This is a genomic window from Erythrobacter sp., from assembly GCF_035194505.1.
Lineage (GTDB): Bacteria > Pseudomonadota > Alphaproteobacteria > Sphingomonadales > Sphingomonadaceae > Erythrobacter.
In genome coordinates this window covers 1738643-1762801 of sequence record NZ_CP136573.1, presented here as the reverse complement: position 1 = coordinate 1762801, position 24159 = coordinate 1738643, and the positions used below count along the sequence as shown (strand labels likewise).

25 protein-coding genes are annotated in these 24159 nt (G+C 66.3%); 23 read left to right on the top strand and 2 right to left on the bottom strand.

What is annotated here, in order from left to right:
- The first annotated feature begins 45 nt into the window (after positions 1 to 45).
- Positions 46 to 1365 carry a homoserine dehydrogenase gene (locus RSE14_RS08755; protein ID WP_324072809.1) on the top strand — a complete coding sequence of 440 codons (1320 nt, stop codon included), beginning with the start codon at positions 46 to 48 and terminating at the stop codon, positions 1363 to 1365.
- 137 nt (positions 1366 to 1502) lie between these two features.
- Here RSE14_RS08755 and RSE14_RS08750 read toward each other — a convergent pair whose 3' ends face one another.
- Both RSE14_RS08750 and RSE14_RS08745 read right to left on the bottom strand, forming a co-directional pair.
- On the bottom strand, positions 1503 to 2189 hold the full coding sequence (locus RSE14_RS08750; protein ID WP_324072807.1) for a hypothetical protein: 687 nt from the start codon (positions 2187 to 2189) through the stop codon (positions 1503 to 1505).
- Positions 2190 to 2203: 14 nt separating this feature from the next.
- Positions 2204 to 2803 carry a hypothetical protein gene (locus RSE14_RS08745; protein ID WP_324072804.1) on the bottom strand — a complete coding sequence of 200 codons (600 nt, stop codon included), beginning with the start codon at positions 2801 to 2803 and terminating at the stop codon, positions 2204 to 2206.
- A 101-nt stretch (positions 2804 to 2904) separates the two neighbouring features.
- On the opposite strand from RSE14_RS08745, the gene glpX reads away from it, so the two are divergent.
- From glpX to RSE14_RS08635, 22 genes are all read left to right on the top strand, one after another.
- Entirely contained in the window at positions 2905 to 3921 is a 1017-nt protein-coding gene (glpX, locus tag RSE14_RS08740; protein ID WP_324072802.1) for a class II fructose-bisphosphatase, read from the top strand.
- Positions 3922 to 4199: 278 nt separating this feature from the next.
- The gene (locus tag RSE14_RS08735; protein WP_324072800.1) at positions 4200 to 5396 is read left to right on the top strand and encodes an acyl-CoA dehydrogenase family protein; all 1197 of its coding nucleotides are present in this window, start codon (positions 4200 to 4202) and stop codon (positions 5394 to 5396) included.
- Positions 5397 to 5418: 22 nt separating this feature from the next.
- Positions 5419 to 6549 (top strand): acyl-CoA dehydrogenase family protein, encoded by a 1131-nt coding sequence (locus RSE14_RS08730; RefSeq protein ID WP_324072798.1) that lies wholly within the window; start codon positions 5419 to 5421, stop codon positions 6547 to 6549.
- A 21-nt stretch (positions 6550 to 6570) separates the two neighbouring features.
- Complete coding sequence (locus RSE14_RS08725; RefSeq protein WP_324072796.1) at positions 6571 to 7461, top strand: DUF1295 domain-containing protein; 891 nt, start codon at positions 6571 to 6573, stop codon at positions 7459 to 7461.
- Positions 7462 to 7559: 98 nt separating this feature from the next.
- A complete protein-coding gene (locus RSE14_RS08720) occupies positions 7560 to 8495 on the top strand; it encodes a ribose-phosphate pyrophosphokinase (RefSeq protein WP_324072794.1) in 936 nt (311 codons plus the stop codon).
- Between the two features lie 90 nt (positions 8496 to 8585).
- Positions 8586 to 9356, top strand: a complete 771-nt coding sequence (gene hisN / locus RSE14_RS08715) for a histidinol-phosphatase (protein ID WP_324072793.1) — start codon at positions 8586 to 8588, stop codon at positions 9354 to 9356.
- Positions 9357 to 9409: 53 nt separating this feature from the next.
- On the top strand, positions 9410 to 10459 hold the full coding sequence (locus RSE14_RS08710) for a phosphotransferase (RefSeq protein ID WP_324072791.1): 1050 nt from the start codon (positions 9410 to 9412) through the stop codon (positions 10457 to 10459).
- Between the two features lie 4 nt (positions 10460 to 10463).
- Entirely contained in the window at positions 10464 to 11534 is a 1071-nt protein-coding gene (locus RSE14_RS08705) for an Rv3169 family protein (protein WP_324072789.1), read from the top strand.
- Positions 11535 to 11743: 209 nt separating this feature from the next.
- Positions 11744 to 12094 carry an ArsR/SmtB family transcription factor gene (locus RSE14_RS08700; protein ID WP_324072787.1) on the top strand — a complete coding sequence of 117 codons (351 nt, stop codon included), beginning with the start codon at positions 11744 to 11746 and terminating at the stop codon, positions 12092 to 12094.
- 8 nt (positions 12095 to 12102) lie between these two features.
- Positions 12103 to 12609: an arsenate reductase ArsC gene (locus tag RSE14_RS08695; protein WP_324072785.1), complete on the top strand. Its 507-nt coding sequence runs from the start codon at positions 12103 to 12105 to the stop codon at positions 12607 to 12609.
- Positions 12609 to 13367, top strand: a complete 759-nt coding sequence (gene arsH, locus RSE14_RS08690; RefSeq protein WP_324072782.1) for an arsenical resistance protein ArsH — start codon at positions 12609 to 12611, stop codon at positions 13365 to 13367. The genes RSE14_RS08695 and arsH overlap by 1 nt, the downstream gene beginning before the upstream one ends.
- Before the next feature lie 152 nt (positions 13368 to 13519).
- The gene (gene rpmI / locus RSE14_RS08685; protein ID WP_068865903.1) at positions 13520 to 13723 is read left to right on the top strand and encodes a 50S ribosomal protein L35; all 204 of its coding nucleotides are present in this window, start codon (positions 13520 to 13522) and stop codon (positions 13721 to 13723) included.
- Positions 13724 to 13772: 49 nt separating this feature from the next.
- Complete coding sequence (rplT, locus tag RSE14_RS08680) at positions 13773 to 14132, top strand: 50S ribosomal protein L20 (RefSeq protein ID WP_324072779.1); 360 nt, start codon at positions 13773 to 13775, stop codon at positions 14130 to 14132.
- Between the two features lie 148 nt (positions 14133 to 14280).
- Positions 14281 to 15228 carry a helix-turn-helix domain-containing protein gene (locus tag RSE14_RS08675; protein ID WP_324072777.1) on the top strand — a complete coding sequence of 316 codons (948 nt, stop codon included), beginning with the start codon at positions 14281 to 14283 and terminating at the stop codon, positions 15226 to 15228.
- 176 nt (positions 15229 to 15404) lie between these two features.
- Positions 15405 to 16295, top strand: coding sequence for an AraC family transcriptional regulator (locus RSE14_RS08670; protein ID WP_324072775.1), 891 nt, complete (start codon positions 15405 to 15407; stop codon positions 16293 to 16295).
- An 85-nt stretch (positions 16296 to 16380) separates the two neighbouring features.
- On the top strand, positions 16381 to 17481 hold the full coding sequence (gene pheS / locus RSE14_RS08665; protein ID WP_324072773.1) for a phenylalanine--tRNA ligase subunit alpha: 1101 nt from the start codon (positions 16381 to 16383) through the stop codon (positions 17479 to 17481).
- Entirely contained in the window at positions 17478 to 19868 is a 2391-nt protein-coding gene (pheT, locus tag RSE14_RS08660) for a phenylalanine--tRNA ligase subunit beta (RefSeq protein ID WP_324072771.1), read from the top strand. The genes pheS and pheT overlap by 4 nt, the downstream gene beginning before the upstream one ends.
- Positions 19865 to 20608: an SDR family NAD(P)-dependent oxidoreductase gene (locus RSE14_RS08655; RefSeq protein WP_324072769.1), complete on the top strand. Its 744-nt coding sequence runs from the start codon at positions 19865 to 19867 to the stop codon at positions 20606 to 20608. The genes pheT and RSE14_RS08655 overlap by 4 nt, the downstream gene beginning before the upstream one ends.
- Positions 20608 to 22128 carry a peptide chain release factor 3 gene (locus RSE14_RS08650; RefSeq protein ID WP_324072767.1) on the top strand — a complete coding sequence of 507 codons (1521 nt, stop codon included), beginning with the start codon at positions 20608 to 20610 and terminating at the stop codon, positions 22126 to 22128. Before RSE14_RS08655 ends, RSE14_RS08650 begins: the two co-directional genes overlap by 1 nt.
- Before the next feature lie 38 nt (positions 22129 to 22166).
- Positions 22167 to 23036 (top strand): alpha/beta fold hydrolase, encoded by an 870-nt coding sequence (locus RSE14_RS08645; protein ID WP_324072765.1) that lies wholly within the window; start codon positions 22167 to 22169, stop codon positions 23034 to 23036.
- A gap of 16 nt (positions 23037 to 23052) precedes the next feature.
- The gene (locus RSE14_RS08640) at positions 23053 to 23616 is read left to right on the top strand and encodes a pyridoxamine 5'-phosphate oxidase family protein (RefSeq protein ID WP_324072763.1); all 564 of its coding nucleotides are present in this window, start codon (positions 23053 to 23055) and stop codon (positions 23614 to 23616) included.
- 191 nt (positions 23617 to 23807) lie between these two features.
- Positions 23808 to 24146, top strand: coding sequence for a P-II family nitrogen regulator (locus RSE14_RS08635; protein WP_324072761.1), 339 nt, complete (start codon positions 23808 to 23810; stop codon positions 24144 to 24146).
- Positions 24147 to 24159: the final 13 nt, after the last annotated feature.

Sequence of the window (24159 nt, the reverse complement as noted above, 5' to 3'; positions counted from 1 at the left end):
GGCAGGGCGGGTAAGCGCCTGTCGCGAAACCTTGAGGAGGGCCGCTTGACCACCACTGCATCTGCACCGCTGCGCATTGCTATCGCCGGGCTCGGCACGGTGGGGGCGGGAGTCATCCGGCTGCTCGATACCAACCGGGCGCTGATCGCCGCGCGCGCCGGTCGCCCGATCGAGGTGGTGGCGGTCTCGGCGCGGGATCGCGGCAAGGATCGCGGGGTCGATATCGCCCGCTTTGCGTGGGAGGACGACATGACCGCGCTCGCCCGTCGCGACGATGTGGACGTGGTGGTGGAACTGGTCGGTGGGTCGGACGGCCCGGCGCTGGCCCTGTCGCGCGCGGCGCTGGGGGCGGACAAGGGCCTTGTCACTGCCAACAAGGCGATGATAGCGCATCACGGGCTGGAACTCGCGGAAACCGCCGAGGCGCATAATGCCGCCCTGAAGTTCGAGGCGGCGGTGGCGGGCGGGATTCCGGTGATCAAAGGCCTGCGCGAAGGCACCAGCGCCAACGCGCTCACCAAGGTCTACGGCATCCTCAACGGCACCTGCAATTACATCCTCTCCACCATGGAGCGCACCGGCGCGGACTTTGCCGATGTGCTGGCCGAGGCCCAGCGCCTGGGCTTTGCCGAGGCTGACCCCGCTTTCGACATCGAGGGCGTGGACGCGGCGCACAAGCTCGCGATTCTGGCGGCGATCGGGTTCGGCACGCGGGTCGATTTCAAAGGCGTGCGCGTCTCCGGCATCACCCAGGTGCGCGCAGCCGACATTGCCCAGGCCGATGCGCTGGGTTTTGTCATCCGGCTGATCGGCGAGGCAGACGTGGAAGAGACCCCCGCCGGCCCCCGCCTGCTCCAGCGCGTCCGGCCCTGCCTTGTCGCCAAGGGCCACCCGCTGAGCGCGGTTGACGGCCCCACCAATGCGGTGGTCGCCGAGGGCAATTTCTCGGGCCGCCTGCTGTTCCAGGGCGCGGGCGCAGGCGACGGGCCGACCGCGAGCGCCGTCGCCGCCGATCTCATCGACATTGCCCGCGACGAGGTGGGCGCGCCTTTCTCGATCCCCAGCGCGCAACTGGCCGCGCTCCCGCCCGCCGAACCCGGCCACCGCACCGAGCGCACCTATATCCGCTTCATGGTCAAGGACCGCCCCGGCGTGCTTGCCGAAATCACCGCCGCGATGCGCGACGGTGCGGTCTCGATCGAAAGCCTGATCCAGCAGGGCCGCGGCGCGGATGCGGGCAAGGTAATGGTGGCGATGGTGACCCACGAAGGCCCCGAATCGGGCGTCGCGGCGGCGCTGGCGCTGCTGGAGGGTTCCGAAAGCCTGACCGGCGCGCCGCTGGTGCTTCCGATCCTGCCGCTCTAACCGTAACATCCGTTCGCCCTGAGCCTGTCGAAGGGCCGCACTTTCTTGGAGCTTGGCGCAAGCTGAAGAAGAAGAACGGCCGTTGCCCCTGCGGGTCAGCTTCGCTTCCGACAAGCTCAGGGCGAGCGGGTCTTAGGCTATTCCTCCGTCGCCACCTTCGGCTTTTCCGGCAACCCCAGTTCCGCCTCCACCCGGCGGCGCGAATCGTCTGACAGCGGGGCATCATCGCCTTCAACCGGCGCGAGGCCCTTGGCCACGCGTTCCGCGTCCGATCCCTCGGGGGCGGCGGGAATCGCGGCAACGTCGACGATCACCGCCGGGTCTTTCGGGCAGGGCGGGATGAAGCACAGCCCGCTGACAGTCGCCGGACCGCGGAAGATCCCCGGCCCCGCAACATCGGGCGGGGGCAGGGTGCCCGCGTTCTGTGTGCGCGCGGCATAGTCCTTCAGCCACGCCTCGTGACTGCCGCTGTAAATCTGCGAGGTGTCCGCCGGAACTTCGCGGCACACCACGATCTCGCCCTGCACCACGCCGCGCTCGGTCTGGTCGGCGCATTCCTTCTGCTCGATCGCATCGGCGGCATCGGAGGTCTGCGGGGGTGCGAGAATGTCTATCTGCTGCGGCGGTTCGGCCATCGGCGCATCCGGGCCGAGGTCGATCGGCACGCGCGGGCGTTCGGGCTCGGCGGGCTTCGCCTTTGTGCCGGGCGCGGCGCGCGGCGGCAGGCGCAGGGTCTGCTGGGGCGGCACCTGCGGGCCGATCCGCACCTGCGGTTCGGTCGCCACCTGGGCGGCGAGCGCGGAAACAAACAGGGGAAGGAGCACGGCCTCGCGTGCTCCTATCCGCCCTTCCGCTTCTTGGAGCCTGCGCGCGGCGGCACGACCGTCTTGATCCCGGCTGCCTCGCGCCGCGCCTTTTCTTCCTCTTCGGAGAGGTTGGTATTCTCGTTGAGCGGCGGCAAGCCGCGGGCGATCCGGTCCGCATCGGAACCGGCGGGGGCCTTGGGCAGGGCGGCCACATCGATCATCAGCGCGGGCGGCGGCGCACCGCCGAAGCCGATGCCCTTGCCGTTATCGGCAATCCCGAAAGCCTCCGGCGCGCGCGGGGCACCCTTGAAGGCGGTTTCCTGCGCGTAACGCTTCTGCGAGGCGGCGCGGTCTCCGGTGAGGGCGGAGGTATCACTCCCGACTTCGCGGCAGACCACGATCTCGCCGCTGATCGCGCCCGCATCGGCGCGGTCGACACATTCCTTGGCCTGTGCCTGATTGACCTCGCCGCGCGGGACGGTGACCATCAGGTTGACGCGGGGGCGCACCGGGACCTCGGTTGTCGCAGGCACCGGAGTCGCGGCCTGAGTCGCTGCGGTGTCATCCTGCGCGGCCACAGGAGCCGCCAGCACCAGCGCGGCGGCCGTCAGGACAGTGTGAAAACCCGACACGACGGGTATGGCATTGCTCGACAAACCCGTCTCCATCCGCTTATGCGCCGGGGCGATACATGGTCTGGATGTGACCAGAGCGATAAAAGGCTGAATTGCGCATGAACTCCTCGACCGATACCGATGCAGACACCGCCAAGCAAGCCGCTGCGGACAATGCGATCCAGCGCGTGCTGGTGCTGGAAATGGTGCGCGTCACCGAAGCGGCGGCGATTGCTGCTGCGCAGCTGATCGGTCGCGGGGATGAAAAGGCCGCCGATGCCGCCGCCGTGGAAGCCATGCGCCGCGCCTTCGACAACCTCTATATCGACGGCACCGTGGTGATCGGCGAGGGCGAGCGTGACGAGGCCCCGATGCTGTTCATCGGCGAAAAGGTCGGCATGGGCAAAGGTCCGAAGATCGACATTGCCTTGGACCCGCTCGAAGGCACCACCATCACCGCCAAGGCCGGGCCCAATGCGCTCGCAGTGCTGGCGGCGGCGGAAGAAGGCTGCCTGCTGAACGCGCCCGACACCTATATGGACAAGCTGGCGGTCGGCCCGGGCTATCCCGAAGGCATCATCGATCTCGCCAAATCGCCGACCGAGAATGTGCTGGCTGTGGCGGCGGCCAAGGGCGTCGATCCGGCGCAGATCAATGTCTGCGTGCTTGATCGTCCGCGCCATGCCGCGCTGATCGCCGAGCTTCGCGCGCTGGGCTGCGGCGTGGTGCTGATCGGCGATGGCGACGTGGCGGGCGTGATCGCGGTGACCGACGAGGAAACCACGGTCGACATGTATATGGGCCAGGGCGGCGCCCCCGAAGGCGTGCTCGCGGCAGCCGCGCTGCGCTGCGTCGGCGGGCAGTTCAACGGCCGTCTGGTGTTCCGCAACGAGGACGAGAAGGCCCGCGCCCGCAAATGGGGCATCACCGACCTTGACCGCATCTACAAGCTCGAAGACCTCGCCAAGGGCGACTGCATCTTCGCGGCGACCGGCGTGACGAGCGGCTCGCTGCTCGACGGGGTGAAGCGCAAGCGCAAGCCGACCGGCGAGACCATCCTCACCACCGAAAGCGTGGTCATGCGCGCCTCCTCAGGAACGGTGCGCTGGATCAGAGGCGAACACCGCATTCCCTGATCCGATGACACGAGCCGCCGTCACCGCAAGCGCGGCGGTGCCCCGCACCAAAAACCGGGACTCCGGGTGGATTCGCGGGGAACACCGCATTCCCTGATCGTCCGGGTGTCGGCTCGCCCGACGCTACGGCATTCTCGCCTTGCTGCCGCTCGTGATTGCACGCCATGCAATCGCGGCGGCGCGCGCGCACATTTCGCAACAGATTGCCCCTTTTCGCGGGCAAAATCCCGTGACAAGAGGCATGGCAAAGCAAGAGCTATTGACGGAGAGCGAGACCCATGAACCTCGAATTCACCCCCGAAGAGCAGGCCTTCCGCGACGAAGTGCGCGCCTTCATTGCCGAGAACCATCCCAAGGAACTGGGCGATTTCGGCATGCGCGAGGACATGACCCGCGAGGAAATGGTCGCGTGGCACAAGATCCTCGGCCGCAAGGGCTGGTCGGTTCCCGCATGGCCGGTGGAGTACGGCGGCACCGGCTGGACCCCGACCCAGCGCTACATCTGGTCGGAAGAAAACGCCCGCGCCAACACCTTCATGCCGCTGCCCTTCGGCGTCTCGATGGTCGGACCCGTCATCTACACCTTCGGTTCGGAAGAGCAGAAGGCCAGGCACCTGCCGGGCATCCGCAGCGGCGAAGTGTGGTGGTGCCAGGGCTATTCCGAGCCGGGCGCGGGTTCCGACCTTGCGAGCCTCAAGACCACCGCGGTGCGTGACGGCGATCACTATGTCATCAACGGCCAGAAGACCTGGACGACGCTCGCCCAGCACGCCGACTGGGGCTTCTTCCTGTGCCGCACCGATTCGACTGCCAAGCAGCAGGAAGGCATCAGCTTCATCCTCGTCGACATGAAGACGCCCGGTGTGGAAGTGAAGCCGATCAAGCTGCTCGACGGCGGCTACGAGGTCAACGAGACCTGGCTCACCGATGTGCGCGTGCCGGTCGAGAACCTCGTCGGCGTGGAGAACAAGGGCTGGACCTATGCCAAGTTCCTGCTCGCGCATGAACGTTCTGGCATCGCCGGTGTCGCGCGTTCGAAGCGCGGGATCGAGAAGCTGCGCGAGATCGCCGCGAACGAGACCGCCTATGGCGAGCCGCTGATCAAGGATTTCGACTTCGCCAAGAAGGTCAGCCAGCTCGAGATCGATCTCGCCGCGCTGGAAATCACCGAACTGCGCACGCTCGCGGGCGAGCAGGCGGGCAAGGGCCCGGGGCCGGAAAGCTCGATCCTCAAGATCAAGGGCACCGAAATCCAGCAACGCCTCACCGAACTGACGCTGGAAGCGGTCGGCACCTATGGTGCGCCTTTCTATGGCGAGATCGCCAATGACACGGGGACCAACGAATTCCCCGTCGGCCCCGCCCACGCGCAGCACGCCGCGGCGACCTATTTCAACATGCGCAAGACCTCGATCTATGGCGGATCGAACGAAATCCAGCGCAACATCATCACCAAGATGATCCTCGGCCTCTAAGGCACGGGACGGGAGAGAACACGTGGACTTCAACTTCACCGAAGAACAGGACATGGTGCGCGACGGCCTGTCGCGGCTGGTGCGCGAGCAGTATGACTGGGAAACCCGGCGCAAGGCGATCGCCAGCGCAGCCGGCTGGCGGCCGGAAGTGTGGGCGCAGCTGGCTGAACTCGGCATCCTCGGCATGCCCTTCTCCGAGGCCGATGGCGGCTTTGGCGGCGGTGCGGTCGATGCGATGGTGATCTGCCAGGAATTCGGCAAGGGCCTGGTGGTCGAGCCGTTTGTCCCGACCGTGGTCTGTGCGGGCGGCTTCCTCAAGCACGCCGGCACCGCTGCCCAGAAGGAAGAGCATATCGGCGGCATCGTGGCGGGCAGCGCCGTGTTTGCCTTCGCCTATGCCGAACCGCGCGGGCGCTATGACTATGCCGATCTTGAAACCACCGCGACCAAGGACGGCGCAGGCTATGTGCTGAACGGCCACAAGGCGGTCGTGATCGGCGCGCCCTGGGCGAGCCATCTCGTCGTCACCGCCCGCACCGGCGGCGCACGGCGCGACCGCGAGGGCGTGTCGGTGTTCGTGGTCGCCAAGGACGCGGCCGGGATCACCACCCGCGATTACGTGACGGTCGATGGCCGCCGCGCTTCGGAAGTCTATTTCGAGAACGTCGCGATTGGCGCCGATGCGCTGATCGGCGAGGAAGGCGCAGGCCTTGCCCTGATCGAGCTCGTCACCGACGAAGCCATCGCCGCCCTGTGCGCCGAGGCCTGCGGGGCGATGAAGGTCGCACATAGCATGACGGTGGAATACAGCCGCCAGCGCAAGCAGTTCGGCGTGCCGATCGGCACCTTCCAGGTGCTCCAGCACCGCATGGTCGACATGTACACGGCCTACGAAACCGCCGTCTCGCTGACCTATCTCGCCACCCTGCGTTTGGGTTCGGACGAACGCACCCGCAAGCAGGCGGTCTCGGCGGCGAAGGTCGGCGTGGGCCAGTCGGCGCGGCTGATCGGGCAGGAAGCGGTGCAGATCCACGGCGGCAACGGCGTGACCGACGAATATGCCATCGGCCACTACTTCAAGCGCCTGACGATCTTCGACAGCGAATTCGGCAACGTCGATCATCATCTCAAGCGCCACGTCGCGCTGGCGTAAGCGGGCGCGGGGGCGGTAGCCATGTCGTTCCAGCATGCCGCGCGCAGTCTGGTGGTGGTGCTGGTGGCCAGCATCCTCGGCCTTGCCTTCGCGTGGTTTGCGGGGAGCGGCTCGCTGCCCTTCGCAGGCCTTCCGGCGGTATTCGTCTGTGCGCTGATCGCCTTCGGGGTGAACTGGCTCGCCTTTATCCCCGCCGCGCTGTTCCAGTCGGACCGCTACTACGACACCACCGGGGCGCTCACCTATCTGAGCGTTACGGCCACGGCCTGCTTCGCCACTTACGAGTTGCGCGGTGCGCTGGAGCTGCAGGCTCTGGCGGTCGCGGGGATGGTGGGCATCTGGACGGTGCGCCTTGGCTCCTTCCTGTTCACCCGCATCCACGCTGCGGGCGGCACGGATGTGCGGTTCGAGAAGATCAAGGTGAACCCGCCGCGCTTTCTGGTGGCGTGGACCTTGCAGGCCTGCTGGGTGATCTTCACCGCCTCGGCTGCGCTGGTGATCATCACATCGCCCGAGCCGCGCCAGCTTGATGCCTTCTTCTGGGCAGGGACGGCGCTGTGGGTGATTGGGTTCGCCTTCGAGGTGATCGCCGATGATCAGAAGCGCCGCTTCCGCGCTGATCCCGCCAATCACGGCACATTCATCACCTCCGGCCTGTGGGCATGGTCGCAGCATCCCAACTATTTCGGCGAGATCACGCTGTGGGCAGGCATCCTCGTGATTGCCCTGCCGCAGCTGTCGGGCACGGGCTGGCTGGTGGTGTTCTCGCCGGTGTTTGTGGCGCTGCTGCTGACGCGGGTGAGCGGGATCAACCTGCTCGATGCCATTGCGAAAAAGCGCTGGGGCGATGATCCGGCATGGCAGGCCTATGTCGCGCGCACGCCGGTGCTGTTCCCGCGCCCGCCGCGCTGACCGCCTGCGCAGCTGACGACAACCGCCGCTCGGTTGTTGCAATCCCGTGACCAAAGGCTAGGCGGTGGGCTCCACCAGCCCTCGGGGATTCGCGCGCCATGAAGATCATGTCCGGCAATTCGAACCTGCCGCTCGCCCGGGCCATTGCGGCCTATCTCGAAATCCCGCTGACCGATGCGAGCGTGCGGCGCTTTGCCGACGAGGAAGTCTTCGTCGAAATCCACGAGAACGTGCGCGGCGAGGACGTGTTCGTGGTCCAGCCGACGAGCTTCCCGGCCAACGACAACCTGATGGAACTGCTGATCTGCATCGATGCGCTGCGCCGCGCTTCGGCCAAGCGGATCACGGCGGTGGTGCCCTATTTCGGCTACGCCCGGCAGGACCGCAAGCCCGGCCCGCGCACGCCGATCTCGGCCAAGCTGGTCGCCAATCTGATCACCCAGGCCGGCGCTGACCGCGTGCTCGCGGTCGATCTCCACGCCGGGCAGATCCAGGGCTTCTTCGATATCCCGACCGACAATCTCTACGCCGCCCCCGTGATGGCCGCCGATATTCAGGCGCGTTACGGCGATCAGGCGCTGATGGTGGTCTCGCCCGACGTCGGCGGCGTGGTGCGCGCCCGCGCGCTCGCCAAGCGGCTCGACAATGCCCCGCTCGCGATCGTCGACAAGCGCCGTGATCGCCCGGGCGAATCCGAAGTGATGAACATCATCGGTGACGTTTCGGGCCGCCACTGCATCCTGATCGACGACATCATCGATTCGGGCGGCACCCTGTGCAACGCGGCCGAAGCGCTGCTGGCGGGCGGGGCCAAGTCGGTCGCGGCCTATATCACCCACGGCGTTCTGTCGGGCGGTGCGGTGGCGCGCATCAACGGCTCGGCGCTGAAGGAACTGGTGATCACCGATTCGATCCGCCCGACCGAAGCCACCGATGCCTCCGACCGCATCCGCGTGCTCACCATCGCGCCGCTGATCGGTGAAGCGATCCGCCGGATTGCGGATGAAAGCTCGGTTTCGAGCCTCTTCGATTGATCTGATCCCGTTCGTGTCGAGCGAAGTCGAGACACGCCAGACCTGCGCTATCGCCTCTCGACGCCGCTCGAGGCGAACGGAAGCTTGAGCATGACCGATAAAGACCTCGCCCTTGCTCTGCGCCTTGCCGATGCGGCGGGGGCTGCGATCCGTCCGCTGTTTCGCGGGCAATGGAGCCATGAGCGCAAGGCCGACCGGAGCTTCGTCACCGAGGCGGACCGCGCTGCCGAGGCCGCGATGCGCGCTCTCATCGAAACCACCTTCCCTGCCGACGGCATCATCGGCGAGGAATATGGCACCCGCAACGAAGGCGCTGGCCGCCAGTGGGTGCTCGATCCGATCGACGGCACCACCAGCTTCATCGCCGGCCGCCCGATCTTCGGCACGCTGATCGCCTTGTTGCAGGACGGCTGGCCGGTGCTCGGCATCATAGACCAGCCGATCGCGGGCGAGCGTTGGGTGGGGGCCATCGGTCAGCCGACCCTGTTCAACGGCAAGCCTGCCGCCACCAAGCCTCTGAAGGAGCTCTCCGACGCGGTGCTTGCCACCACCAGCCCGCACCTCTTCACCAATGAAGAGGCCGACGCCTTCATGTCGGTCGCCAAGACAGTGGCCGAAAAGAAGATCGTGTTCGGCGGGGACTGCTACAATTACGGCCTCGTCGCGTCGGGCCATATCGACGTGGTGATCGAGGCGGGCCTCAAGCTCTACGACTACGCCGCGCTGGTGCCGGTGGTGGAGGGCGCGGGCGGGATGATGGCCGATTGGCAGGGCAATCCGCTCGATGCCGGCTCCGACGGCACGGTCATCGCCCTGGGCGATCCCGCGCGGCTTGAGGATGTGCTTGAAGCCATGGGTTAGGGGGCTAGGCCCCGCGTCGCTCGGCTGCTACCCCGGTGTCGGGAGAGGGCAGAATGAGCGGATTTCCGGCGCATCCGGACGATATCACCGATGATTGGTGGGGCGCGGTGCTGGGCCGTGTGCCGGAGCGCTGGCGCTGGGAGCCCATCGGCACCGGTCAGGTGGGCGATTCGGTGCGCTTCACGCTCGATTTTGGCGATGGCGCGGGGCCGCAGACGATCGCGGGCAAGTTCGCCGCCGCCGATCCCACCAGTCGCGGCACGGCAGCAATGCTCGGCCTCTACACCAAGGAAGTGCGCTTCTACCGCGATCTTGCCCCGCAATTGCCGGTGCGCACGCCCAAGGCCCTGTTTGCCGAGATTGCCGATGACGGGGCGAGCTTCTGCCTGCTGTTTGAAGACCTCGCGCCCGCGCGCGGGGGCAACCAGATTGCGGGCTGCTCCATCGCCGATGCCCGCGCCGGGATTGTGCAGGCCGCCGCGCTCCACGCGCCGAGCTGGCACAACCGGGCGATCCTCGATGCCGACTGGCTCCAGCCCGATCCCGAAGCAGCCGCCAAGGTCAAGGCGCTCTACCCCCAGGCGCAGGCGATCTTCCGCGAACGCTATGCGGGTGTGCTCGAACCGGAATACATGGCGCTGTGCGAGGCGCTGGCCGAACACACCGCCACCACCGACCGGGTGAGCGAGGCCATCAGCCTCGTCCATGGCGACTTCCGGCTCGACAACCTGCTGTTCGACATCAAGGGCGGGGCGGAAGCCATTGCGGTGCTCGACTGGCAGACCCTCACCATCGGCAACGGGCTCACCGATATCGGCTATTTCCTCGGCTGCGGCATTGGCGATGCCTTGCGCCGTGCGCACGAGGGCGAACTACTCGATCTCTACTGCGCCGAGATGACCGCGCGCGGCGTGCCTATGAGCCGCGATGCGATCTGGCGCGACTATGTCGTGGGCGCGCTCCACGGGGTCTCGACCGCCGTGTTCAGCGCCGCCTTCGTGGTGCGCACCGAGCGCGGCGATGCCAATTTTCTGTCGATGGCGCGCGGCGCCTGCGCGCTGTGCCTTGAGCACGGCAGCCTCGACCTGATGCAGAAAGGATGACGCGATGGTTCTGAGCCGGGGGGATGATTACCCGATCCACCAGACGCCCGATCCGGTGGCCTTCGCAGGCACCGACCGCAATTTCTACGACCGCTATTTCTTCAACGGCTATGCGCCGGACGGCAGCAGCTTCTTTGCCGCGGCCTTCGGCATCTACCCGCATCTCGACGTGGCCGATGCGCATTTCTGCATCGTCAGGAACGGCGTGCAGCACTGCCTTCATGCCAGTCGCAAGCTGGGCATGGAGCGGATGGAGCTGGCCTGCGGGCCGATCCGGATCGAGGTGGTGGAGCCGCTGCAATCGCTGCGGGTGATCGTCGATGGGGAGGGGGTCGCCGCCGACATCACCTTTACAGGCCGCGCCTTTCCGATTGCGGAGCCGCGCTTTACCTGGCGGGTCGGCCCGCGCACGGTGATGGACTACACCCGCCTCACCCAGAACGGGCATTACACCGGCTGGATCGAAGTCGATGGCGTGCGCGAGGCGCTGGCGGCGGGCAGCATGGGCACGCGCGATCGCAGCTGGGGCGTGCGCCCCATCGGTGCCGCCGATCCCCAGTTCGCCGGGCGCGCCGTGCCGCAGTTCTTCTGGCAATGGACGCCGGTGAACCTGCCCGCGCGCAGCCTGTTCTTCCACCTCAACGCCCATGCCGATGGCACCCCGTGGAACACCCGCGCGGTGATCGCGCCCGATGGCGCCGGGGCGGACGGCTTTACCGAGAGCCACACGCCGCAAATTGAAACACAGCTCGCCCCCGGCACCCGCTGGCCTGACGCAAGCACACTGGCGGTGGGGGAGGAGAGCTTCCGCCTGACCCCCGTGGCCCGCTTCCAGATGCGCGGCCTCGGCTATACCTCGCCCAAGTGGGGCCACGGGCTCGATCACGGGCCGCTTGAGGTCGAGCGCGAGGATATCGTGCTGGCCGAGATCGATCCGGCCCGCCCCGATAACCTCCACGTCCAGATGCTCTGCCAGGTCGAAGGGCCGGGGGGCGAGACGGGCATGGGCGTGTTCGAGCAACTGGCGATCGGCGATTATGCGCCGCTGGGCTTGCAGGGGCTTGCTGGCCGCTGAGGGGATGAGGGGCGCGGCCGCTATCGGCTGATGCTTGCCCAAAGTTGCCGTTCTGGAAGCGAGCCCGAAGTGGTCGCGGTGGTTGCCGATCAGTATTCGCAGGCCTTCGAAGTGCAGCAATGGACATCAAAAATTTCGATAATTCTCGAATTATGGCTTGATCCCGTTGCGTCAGGCAGTATTTCGATAATTCTCGAAAGGTGATGCCTATGGATGATATCAACACACAGGCCTGGGCAGTCGATGCGCTTGGAGCGCTGGCCCATGAAACCCGGCTGCGAGTCTTCCGGTTGCTGGTCAGGGCCGGCCATGACGGCATGATCGCGGGGGCAATTGCGGAACATTGCGGTGTGCCGCCCTCGACCATGTCGCATCACCTCGCCACGTTGGAGCGCGCCGGTCTGGTCCAGTCCGAGCGTGAAAGCCGCCTGATCCATTACCGCACCGACTTTGCCGGTATGCGCTCCCTGCTGACCTTCCTGATGCAGGATTGCTGTCAGGGGATGCCCGAAATGTGCTCCGACCTGATCGCAGGGCTGGCCTGCGAGCCCCTGAACTGAGGCCTTTCATGAACGACAAGCCCTTCACGGTTCTGGTGCTGTGCACCGGCAATTCCGCCCGCTCCATCCTTGGCGAGGCGTTGTTCAATCTTTTGGGCGAAGGCCATGTGCAGGCCTTCAGCGCCGGCAGCAAACCCAAGGGCGTGCCGCATCCGGGCGCGCTGCGGTTGCTGGCGCGGCGCGGGATCGACACGGCGGCGTTCCGTTCCAAGAGCTGGAGCGAGTTCACAGACCCCGCTGCGCCGCCAATCGACCTTGCGATCACCGTCTGCGGCAACGCCGCAGGCGAGGCCTGCCCGGTGTTCCTTGGCAGCCCGCTGAAAGCCCATTGGGGCCTGCCCGATCCCGCTGATGCCAGCGGCAGCGACGCCGAGGTCGATGCCGCGTTCGAGGAAACTTGGCGGCTGCTGGAAATGCGCGTTAAGGCCTTCCTCGCGCTCGACCGCGCAGCGCTGGACGCGCGGGCCTTGCAGGCCGCCCTTGCCGACATCGGCGCGATGGAAGGGGCTGCCTGATGAGCGACGCCGTCTCCCCGATCCGCCTGCGTGCGCTGCCCGATCCGGCGCATATGCCTGCGCTGAAGCCGGAATATGTCCATGCCCGCCCGGCGCTGGGCCTTGGGTCGCTCGACCCGCCGCCGCGCGTGCTGCTGCTTTACGGTTCGCTCAGGGAGCGCTCGTTCTCGCGCCTTGCGGTGGAGGAGGCAGCGCGGCTGCTGCAATTCTTCGGTTGCGAGACGCGCATCTTCGATCCCTCCGACCTGCCGCTGCCCGATCAATGCGCGGGCGACGATCACCCCGCCGTGCACGAATTGCGCGAACATTCGCTGTGGTCCGAAGCGCAGGTGTGGTGCAGCCCGGAGCGGCACGGCACCATCACCGGCATCATGAAAGCGCAGATCGATCACCTGCCGCTCGCCTATAAGGGCTTGCGCCCGACGCAGGGCCGCACCCTCGCCGTGATGCAGGTCAACGCCGGTTCGCAGAGCTTCAACACCGTCAACACGCTGCGTATCCTCGGACGCTGGATGCGGATGTTCACCATCCCCAACCAGTCGTCCATCCCCAAGGCCTATGAGGAGTTCGACGAAGCCGGGCGGATGAAGCCGTCGAGCTACTACGACCGGATCGTCGATGTCATGGAGGAACTGGTGCGCTTCACAGTGTTGCTGCGACCGCACGCCGACAGCCTCGTCGATCGCTATTCCGAGCGGGTCGACCGCGATCTGCCGGTCGAGACGCCAGCGGACAAGGCCGGGATTGCCTCGGCGTGATGATCTGACAGGCACTTCCCCGCCCCCAAAACCCTTGCCTTTCGTGCCCCTCCCGCCTAAGCGCGCGCACTTCACTGACACGAATCAATCAGCCAGCCTGGCGACAAGGGCTGCCATGGCCGGTTCCGACGTGTCTCGACAAGGAGATGAAAATGCCCAAGCTGAAGACCAAGAGCGGTGTGAAGAAGCGCTTCAAGATCACCGCCACCGGCAAGGTCAAGCACGGCGTCGCTGGCAAGCGTCACCGCCTGATCAGCCACAACGCGAAGTATATCCGCACCAACCGCGGCACCTCGGTCCTGTCGGAAAACGACACGCCGACCATCAAGCGCTGGGCGCCTTACGGCCTCGATTGATGCGAGCGGCCTGACGGCCCACGCGTCCTCAAGATAAGGATATACTGATATGTCACGCATCAAACGCGGTGTTACCACCCGCGCCAAGCACAAGCGGATTCTGGAGCAGGCCAAGGGCTATCGCGGCCGCCGCAAGAACACCATCCGCATCGCTCGTCAGGCGGTCGAAAAGGCCGGCCAGTACGCCTACCGCGACCGCAAGGTGAAGAAGCGGACCTTCCGCGCCCTGTGGATCCAGCGCATCAACGCGGCTGTCCGCGTGGAAGGTCTGACGTATTCGCAGTTCATGCACGGCATCAAGCTTGCCGGCATCGAGCTCGATCGCAAGGCGATGGCCGATCTCGCCATGAACGAAGGCGGCGCCTTCAAGGCCGTGATCGCTCAGGCGAAGGCAGCTTTGCCGGCGTAAGCCACTTCTCAGGGCTCACCCCGGGCACGAAATCAGGGCGGGCTCCTTTGCGGGAGACCCGCCCTTTTTCGTGGCATCCGTGCCACGCCTGCCGGCAAGCCTTCGCAGGAGCACATCCCCGGCCTTGTAGAATTGCGCCAGCTGCGGCATGTCCGCGCGCATGGGGGAAGAACGACACATCGCCGTGCCGGGTGTGCGATCCGCCCCCGCGCCCTATCGGCTGACAGCCGAATTCCGTGAACCGCCCGCGCGGTTCGAGGGGTGCTTCACCACCTTCTATCACCTCACGCTTGAGCGCACGGACGACATCGCCGCGCCCGCCGAGCGCGTGACCGACTACCTCCAGCCCGAATGGGGCAATATCCGTTTCTTCTGCGGCGAGGGGCCGAGCGCCGCGATCGGCGGGCACCGGGTCGATGGCGCTCGGTTCGTCGGCACCGGGCCAAGCTCGCTGCCGTGCCGCTTTGATCTCGGGCCGGTGCGGATGTGGGGCGTGGGCTTCCTGCCGCTGGGCTGGGCGCGGTTCATCGATGCCGAGGCGAGCGACTGCGCCAATCTCGTGTGTGATGGCGCTGTTCACCCGGCCTTTGCGCGCTTCAGGGGCCTCGACAAGGTGCTGTGCGATCCCGAGGCGAGCCATGAAGACCAGTTCGCCGCCATCGTCGCCGCGATGGACGCGGCCATGCGCCCGGCCCGCGACGATGCCCGCATCCGCCGCATCCATTCCGAACTGGTCGAGGGCGAGCACGAAACGGTCACCGATCTGGCCGATGCCTGCGCCATGAGCATCCGCACGCTGGAGCGCATCTGCCAGCGCTCCTTCGGCTTTGCGCCCAAGCTGCTGATGCGCCGCCAGCGGTTCATGCGCAGCCTCACCAGCTTCATGCTCCAGCGCCCCGGTCGCTGGACCGAGGCGATGGATGCGATGTATCACGACCAGGCGCAGTTCACCCGCGAGTTCCGCGAGTTCATGACCATGAACCCGAGCGAATATGCCGCGCTCGATCACCCGATCCTGACCTCCTTCATGGAGGCCCGCGCGCGGATATGGAAAAGCGCCGCGCAAACGCTCGATCCGCCTTCGGACGCGGGCTAGAGCGCCAACCCGTTCATATCTAACGCGTTCAATATGAACGGCCCTTTTGGGCCAGCCCCCTGCATGGTGTATTTCATCAACTAACCCCCCGTCCGCTTGACGTAGGGGATTGCAAGGATTGCGCCGCTGGCTGCATGACGGATGCGGGGATTTCAGGGCAGGGAGGTCCAGCCATCATGCATGCGGCAAGCGGCAGTTCGGTAAAGTTGCGGTTCGCCCTGCCTTCGGCTGCGCTCGCGCCCTATGTCACCACCTTCTACTGCACCGAGGCCGTGTGTTCGCCCCGCACGCCGTGGATGGAGGACTATCTCCATCCCGAATGGGCGAACTTGCGCTTTCTGTCCGGGGCCGAGACCCATTCGATGATCGGCCCGGGCGAGCCGCAGCCGTGTCCGGATTTCACGGTCACCGGCCCGACCAGCCGGGCGATGCGCTTCCGCATGCGGTCGGGGCGGTGCTGGGGGATCGGGCTGATGCCGGCGGGCTGGGCGGCGCTGTTCGCTGCACAGGCCGATGACTATGCGGATCGCTTTGTCGATGGGGCGGTCGATCCGGTGTTTGCCGGTTTCGTCCCGCTCGCCCGCGCGCTGGCGGCCAGCGACGGCGATTATGCCGAGGAGCTGGCGCTGATCGAGCACCATGTCGCAGCGCTGCTGGCAGGCGTTGCCCCCCCCGATCCGGCAGTGACCGCGCTGAGCCACGCGCTGCTCGATCCCGAACTGGTCGCCGTAACCCAGCTGGCCGAGCGCATGGGCATGACCATCCGTTCGATCGAGCGCCTGTCGCGCCGCGCTTTCGGCTTTCCGCCCAAGCTGCTGCTGCGCCGCCAGCGCTTCCTGCGCAGCCTCGCGCGCTTCATGCTCGATCCCTCGCTGGGGTGGATCGGCTCGCTCGATTGCCACTATCACGACCAGTCCCATTTCGTGCGGGACTTCCGGCGTTTCATGGGGATGAGCCCCTCTGCCTATGCCAAGCTCGACAAGCCGATCCTCGCTGCGGCGGCGCGCGGGCGGGTGGCGATTGCGGGCCAGCCGGTGCAGGGCCTGCACGGCGGGGCAGCGGACTAGCGCCGCTCAGCACGCGCGCTTTGCAAATCGCGTCATTTGTCGCTAGCGGACGCGCGCATCATTCCGCTCGCAGACACCACAGGCCATGACCGACATCACCACCCAGAAACTGGCCGCGCTGGCTGCGATTGCCGAGGCCGCCACGCTTGACGCGCTGGAGGAGCAGCGACTGGACGCGCTCGGCAAGAAGGGCTGGGTCAGCCTTGCCCTGAAGACGCTGGGCGGCATGAGCCCGGACGAACGCACCGCCGCCGCGCCCGCGATCCAGTCGGCCCGTGCCGAAATCGCCGAGGCGCTCGACGCGAAGAAGGTCGCGCTCGAAGCGGCCGAGCTTGATGCACGGCTGGCGCGCGAGACGATCGACCTGACCCTGCCGGCTGCACCAGCGCCCAAGGGTTCGGTCCACCCTGTCAGCCAGGTGATGGACGAGCTGGCTGAAATCTTCGCCGACCTCGGCTTTGCTGTCGCCACCGGGCCGGAGATCGAGGACGACTGGCACAACTTCACCGCGCTCAACATGGACGAGACGCACCCCGCGCGGGCGATGCACGACACGTTCTATTTCCCGGACAAAACTTCCGATGGAAAGGACGTGCTGCTGCGCACCCACACCTCGCCGGTGCAGATCCGTTCGATGCTGGATCAGGGCGCGCCGATCCGCATCATCGCTCCGGGCCGGGTCTACCGCTCGGACAGCGATGCCACCCACACGCCGATGTTCCATCAGGTCGAAGGTCTGGTGATCGACAAGGACATTCACTTGGGCCACCTCAAGTGGACGCTGGAGACCTTCTTCAAAGCCTTCTTCGAGCGCGAGGATATCGTGCTGCGTCTGCGCCCCTCCTACTTCCCCTTCACCGAACCCAGCGTCGAAGTCGATGTCGGCTATTCGACCGAGGGCGGGCGCCGCGTCGTCGGCGGGCACGGCGATGCGCCGGGCCATGCGTGGATGGAAATCGGCGGCAGCGGGATGGTGAATGTGCGGGTGCTCGAATTCGCCGGGGTTGATCCGGCCCAATATCAGGGCTTCGCCTTCGGCCTCGGGATCGATCGCATCGCCATGCTCAAATACGGGATGAACGACCTGCGCGCCTTCTTCGATGGCGATCCGCGCTGGCTGGCGCATTACGGCTTCTCGCCGTTTGACCAGCCGACCCTTTCCGCTGGCGTGGGAGCAAAGGCATGAAGTTCTCGCTGACCTGGCTCAAGGATTACCTTGAAACCGACGCCACCGTCGCGGAAATCTGCGACGCGCTCAATGCCATCGGGCTTGAGGTCGAGGGCGTGGAAGATCCGGCTGACAAGCTCGCCGGTTTCCGCATCGCCCATGTGCTGACTGCCGCGCGTCACCCTGACGCCGACAAGCTGCAAGTGCTGACCGTCGATACGGGTGACGGCCAGCCGTTGCAGGTCGTGTGCGGCGCGCCCAATGCGCGGGCCGGCATGAAGGGCGTGCTCGGCCTGCCCGGCGCGGTTGTCCCGGCCAATGGCATGGTGCTGCGCAAGAGCGCGATCCGGGGCGTCGAATCGAACGGCATGATGTGCTCCACCCGCGAGCTGGAGCTGGGCGATGATCACGATGGGATCATCGAACTGCCCGATGATGCGCCGGTCGGCACGGCTTTTGCGGATTATCACGGTGCCGATCCGGTGATCGAGGTGGCTGTCACCCCCAACCGCCCCGACTGCATGGGCGTCTACGGCATCGCCCGCGATCTCGCGGCCAAGGGGCTGGGGACGCTGAAGCCGATTGCCATGCCGGCCTTCACCGCCGGCGGCGCGTGCCCGGTCGAAATCCGCACCGATGATGCCGAGGGCTGCCCGGCCTTCTATGGCCGCGTGGTCAAGGGCGTGACCAACGGCCCCTCGCCCGACTGGCTGCAGGCACGGCTAAAGAGCGCGGGCCAGCGTCCGATCTCGCTGCTGGTGGATCTCACCAACTATCTGATGCTCGGCTTCGGCCGCCCGGCCCACGCCTATGACCTTGCCAAGCTTTCGGGCGCTGTCGTTGCCCGCCGCGCGAAGGACGGCGAAGAGGTGCTGGCGCTCAACGAGAAGACCTACACGCTCGACAGCGAAATGGTGGTGATTGCCGACGACGTTCAGGTGCACGACATCGCGGGCATCATGGGCGGCGAGCATTCGGGCGTGTCCGAGAGCACGACCGACGTGCTGCTCGAAATCGCCTATTTCGATCCTGCCCGCATCGGCGCGACGGGGCGCAAGCTGGGGCTTTCGTCCGACGCGCGCACGCGGTTCGAGCGCGGGGTCGATCCGGCGTTTCTGGACGAGGGCCTTGATCTGCTCACGGGCCTGATTGTGGAGCTGGCAGGCGGAAGCCCAAGCGAGGTGGTGCGCGCCGGTTCGCCGCCTTCTGCTGCGAAGGTGATCGCCTTTGATCCCGGCCTGACGCTGCGCCTCGGCGGGGTGGACGTGACCGAGGGCGAACAGCAGCGCATCCTCGAAAGCCTCGGTTTCAGCGTCGGCGCCGATTGGCAGGTTGCCTGCCCGCTACGCCGCCATGACATCGAAGGCCCCGCCGATCTGGTGGAGGAAGTCGTGCGCATCCACGGGCTCGACAAGGTGGCGAGCGTTGCGCTCCCCCGTGCCGAGGGCGTTGCCCGCCCCACCGCCACCGCGCAGCAAAAGCTGGAGCGCGGCCTGCGCCGTGCGGCGGCTGCGAGCGGCCTCAACGAGGCGGTGACCTGGAGCTTCCTCCCCGAATGGGCGGCGGACCACTTTGCCGAGGGTAATGGCGGGCTTTGGGTGCTGTCCAATCCGATCAGCGAGGATCTGAAGGCGATGCGCCCTGCGCTGCTGCCCGGCCTCCTCATGGCGGCCAAGCGCAACGCTGATCGCGGAGCGGCATCGTCACGCCTGTTCGAGATCGGGCGGCGCTATTTCCGGGGCGCGAACGGCCTCAGCGACGAGAAGCCGACGCTCGGCATCGTGCTGGCGGGCGAGAAGACCCCGCGCGGCTGGCAGAGCGGCAAGACCAAGCCGTTCGATGCCTATGACGCCAAGGCGCTGGCGATGGAGCTGCTCGAAGCTGCGGGCGCTCCGGTTGGCAATCTGATGGTGATGGGCGAGGCAGGGGCGCAGTTCCACCCCGGCCAGTCGGCCACGCTGCGGCTCGGCCCCAAGGTGGTGCTGGCGCGCTTCGGGATGGTGCACCCCGCCACGCTCAAGGCCTTCGACATGGACGGGCCGGTCGCGGCGGTGGAACTGTTCCTCGACGCGATCCCGGCTAAGAAGGGCGCGGCGTTTGCCCGCCCCGGCTTTACCCCGCCTGCGCTTCAGGCTGTGACCCGCGACTTCGCCTTCCTCGTCCCCGCCGCGCTGGCGGCGGGCGATCTGGTGCGCGCTGTGCAGGGTGCGGACAAGGCGGCGATCACCGGCGTGCGCGTGTTCGACGTCTTTGCCGGGCAGGGCGTGCCGGAGGGTCACAAGTCCATCGCGCTCGAAGTCACGCTCCAGCCGGGCGAGGCCAGCTTCAAGGATGCCGAGTTGAAGGCGATTGCCGAAAAGATCGTCGCGGCGGCCGCCAAGGTCGGCGGGGAGCTGCGCGGATGAAAACGGCATTTGTCACTGGCGCCACCGCCGGGATCGGCCTCGCCACCGTCCGCCGTCTCGTCGCGGACGGCTGGCGCTGCGTCGCCACCGGACGGCGGCAGGACCGGCTTGACGCGCTGGTGGCGGAGCTGGGTGCGGACAAGGTGCTGCCGCTGTGCTTCGATGTGCGCGATACCGCCGCGCTCGATGCTGCGCTTGCGGGCCTGCCGCAAGACTTCTGCGAGATCGATCTGCTGGTGAACAATGCCGGCCTCGCACAGGGGCTGTCGGCGGCGCAGAACGCCAATCTCGACGATTGGCAGACCATGATCGACACCAACATCACCGCGATGGTGGTGCTGACCCGCAAGCTGTTGCCGAAGCTGATCGAACGCAAGGGCGCAATCATCGCCATCGGTTCGGTTGCGGGGAGCTACATCTACCCGGGAGGCAACGTCTATGCCGGGTCCAAGGCCTTCGCGAACCACTTCACGCTCGCCCTGCGCGCCGATCTGCACGGCACCGGCGTACGGGTGACCAGCATCGAGCCGGGTATGGTCGAGACCGAATTCACCCTCGTGCGCACCGGCAGCCAGCAGGCCTCGGACGATCTCTATCGCGGCGTGAACCCGATGACCGGCGAGGACATTGCCGACACCATCGGCTGGATCGCCGGCCTGCCGCCGCATCTCAACATCAACCGGATCGAACTGATGCCGGTCAACCAGGACTTCGCGGGCTTCCGCGTCGCGCGCGACTAATGTCCAACCGCCGCACTTTCGCGATCATCTCGCACCCTGACGCGGGGAAGACCACGCTCACCGAAAAGCTGCTGCTGCAAGGCGGGGCGATCCACCTGGCCGGCGAGGTCAAGGCGCGCGGGGCTGCGCGGCGGGCGCGTTCGGACTGGATGAAGATCGAGCAGCAGCGCGGGATCTCGGTCACGTCGAGCGTGATGACCTTCCAGAAGGATGGGATCACCTTCAACCTGCTCGACACGCCGGGCCACGAGGATTTCTCGGAAGACACCTATCGCACGCTGACGGCGGTGGATTCGGCGGTGATGGTGATCGACGCGGCCAAGGGCATCGAGCCGCAGACCCGCAAGCTGTTTGAGGTCTGCCGTTTGCGCTCGGTGCCGATCATCACCTTCGTCAACAAGGTCGACCGCGAAGGCCGCGATCCCTTCGAGACGCTCGACGAAGTGGCCGATATGCTCGCGCTCGACGTCAGCCCGCAGATGTGGCCGATCGGCATGGGCGGCGAGTTCGAGGGCATCCTCGACTTCCGAACCGGCGAGGTCAGCCGCCCGGAAGGCCCGTCCAAGGAATTCCTCGGCACGCGCGAGGCGGGCGCCCACATCCCCGAACGCTTTGCCGACGAGATCGAGCTGGCGCGCGGCGGCTATCCCGAGTTCGACATCGAGGCCTATCGCCACGGCGATCTGACGCCGGTCTATTTCGGATCGGCGCTCAAGAACTTCGGCGTGACCGAGCTGATCGACGCGATCGCCCGCTATGCTCCGCCGCCCCGGCCCCAGCCCGCAGGCGCAGAGCAGATCAGCCCCGAGCGTGACGAGGTGACCGGCTTCATCTTCAAGGTGCAGGCCAACATGGACCCCAACCACCGCGACCGCATCGCCTTCATGCGGCAGGTTTCGGGCACCTTCAAACGCGGGATGAAGCTGACCCCTAGCGGCCTCGGCAAGCCCATCGCCGTCCACTCGCCGATCCTGTTCTTCGCGCAGGACCGCGAGCTGGCTGACACGGCGGAAGCGGGCGACATCATCGGCATCCCCAACCACGGCACCCTGCGCGTGGGCGATACCCTGTCCGAGCGCAATCAGGTGCGCTTCACCGGCCTGCCCAACTTCGCGCCGGAAATCCTGCGCCGCGTGCAATTGCGCGATCCGACCAAGACCAAGCAATTGCGCAAGGCCCTCGACGACCTCAGCGAAGAGGGCGTCATTCAGGTGTTCTACCCCGAGATCGGCTCGGCCCATATCGTCGGCGTGGTCGGCCAGCTTCAGCTCGAAGTGCTGATTTCGCGGCTGGAGGCGGAATACAAGGTCGAAGCCGTGCTCGAACCCTCGCCCTTTGCCACCGCGCGCTGGATCAAGGGTGACGCCAAGGCATTGGACGAATTCGCGAGCTTCAATCGCGCGAACCTCGCCAAGGACCGCGATGGCGATCTGGTGTTCATGGCCAAGAGCCCGTGGGACGTCAGTTATCAGGTCGAGAAGAACCCGCAGCTGACCTTCTCGGCCACGAAGGAACGCTAGGCTTGCGAGCGAGCGGGCTTCGCGGCATGGCATAGGCCATGCACGACACCGGCCCGACATCGCAAACCTTCATCTCGCAGCGCCTGCGGCTCCACTATCTCGACTGGGGTGGCCGAGGAAAGCCGCCGCTGGTGCTGGTCCATGGCGGTCGCGATCATGCGCGCAGCTGGGATTGGACCGCCGAGGCGCTGCGCGAGGATTACCATGTCATCGCCATGGATCACCGTGGCCACGGCGATAGCGACTGGGTGTCGGACGGGGTCTATTCGGCTGCCGACATGGTCTATGATCTGGCGCAGCTGATCCACCAATTGGGCGTCGGCCCGGTGCGAATGGTGGCGCACTCGATGGGCGGCAATGTCGCGCTGCGCTACGCGGGCGCTCTGCCCGACATGGTGACGAAGCTGGTGGCGATCGAGGGCCTCGGCCCTTCGCCCGAATATCGCGCCAAGCAGCGCAGCCAGCCCTATCCCGAGCGGCTCGCCGAATGGATCGAGAAGAAGCGCAAGGCCGCCGGGCGCTCTCCGCGCAAGTACGAGAGCATCGAGGCCGCCTTCGCCCGCATGATCGAGGAGAACGCCTACCTCACAGAGGAGCAGGCGCGCCATCTCACCGTCCACGGGGTCAACCGCAACGAGGATGGCACCTATAGCTGGAAGTTCGATCCCCACCTCAATGTCTGGCCGACGGAGGATATCGGGGACGAGTTCGTCGAGGCCTTGTGGGGGGCAATCACCTGCCCGACGCTGCTGCTCTACGGGGCGGATTCCTGGGCCTCGAACCCCGAGAAGGACGGGCGCATCTCCCATTTCAAGACAGCCGAAGTGATCGAGTTCGAGAAAGCGGGCCACTGGCTCCACCACGATCAGTTCGACCGCTTCATCGCCACCTTGCGCGCGTTTCTCTGACCCTCAGGAGCCGGACATGGCGGAATTCACCGATGCGCTGAGCGAGAAGCACATCGCGATGATCACCGCCCAGCCGGTGTTCTTCGTCGCGACGGCGGCGGCGGAGGGGCGGATCAATTTGAGCCCAAAGGGCTATGATGCCTTCCGCGTGCTCTCGCCCACGCGGGTCGCCTATCTCGATCTCGGCGGCTCGGGGAACGAGACCCATGCGCATCTGGCGGCGGATGGCCGGATCACGGTGATGTTCTGCAATTTCCAGCAGCCTGCGCTGATCCTGCGGATCTACGGGCGCGGGCGGGCGGTGTTGCCGCAGGATGCGGAATGGGGGGCGCTCGCAAGCCATTTCACCCTGCTGCCCGGTACGCGGCAGATCTTCGATATCGCGGTGGAAAGCGTGCAGACTAGCTGCGGATATGGCGTGCCGTTGATGCAGCTCGATAGCGAGCGCGAAACGCTGGTGAAGTATCACCGTCTGGCCGATCCTGCCGCGTGGGAGGCCAAGACCGCGGGGCGCACGCGCAGCATCGACGGTCTGCCGACCCGGGCCACCGATCGCTACATCGCCGGCGAGGACGCCTGACCCGCGACCAATAGCGGTTTCGGCGCAAGGCCTGCCTAAAATATAACCAGATGATTAAAGCCTAGGCAGAGATTCTCCCGCAGGTGCGAGAAAACCTGCGGAATCCCTTGTTGCGACTGCGTTACGCCAATGTGGCACGCTTGTTGCAAAGCCTCTGATGCCGGACTGATCCGGTGCAACAGGGGGCTTCGATGAAGTTCATCATCGCCATCATCAAACCGTTCAAGCTCGATGAGGTTCGTCAGGCGCTCAGCAATATGGGCATCGCCGGGATGACCGTCACCGAGGTCAAGGGCTTTGGCCGCCAGAAGGGCCAGACCGAAATCTACCGCGGGGCCGAATACTCCACCAACATGCTCCCCAAGGTGAAACTCGAGATCGCCGCGAGCGATGATATCGCCGCGCAGGTCGTCGAAACCATCCAGCAGACCGCCAACACGGGCGCCATCGGCGACGGCAAGATCTTCGTGCTCGATCTCGCCTCCGCCACCCGCATCCGCACCGGCGAGTCCGGTGAAACCGCGCTGTAAGGGGACTGATCCA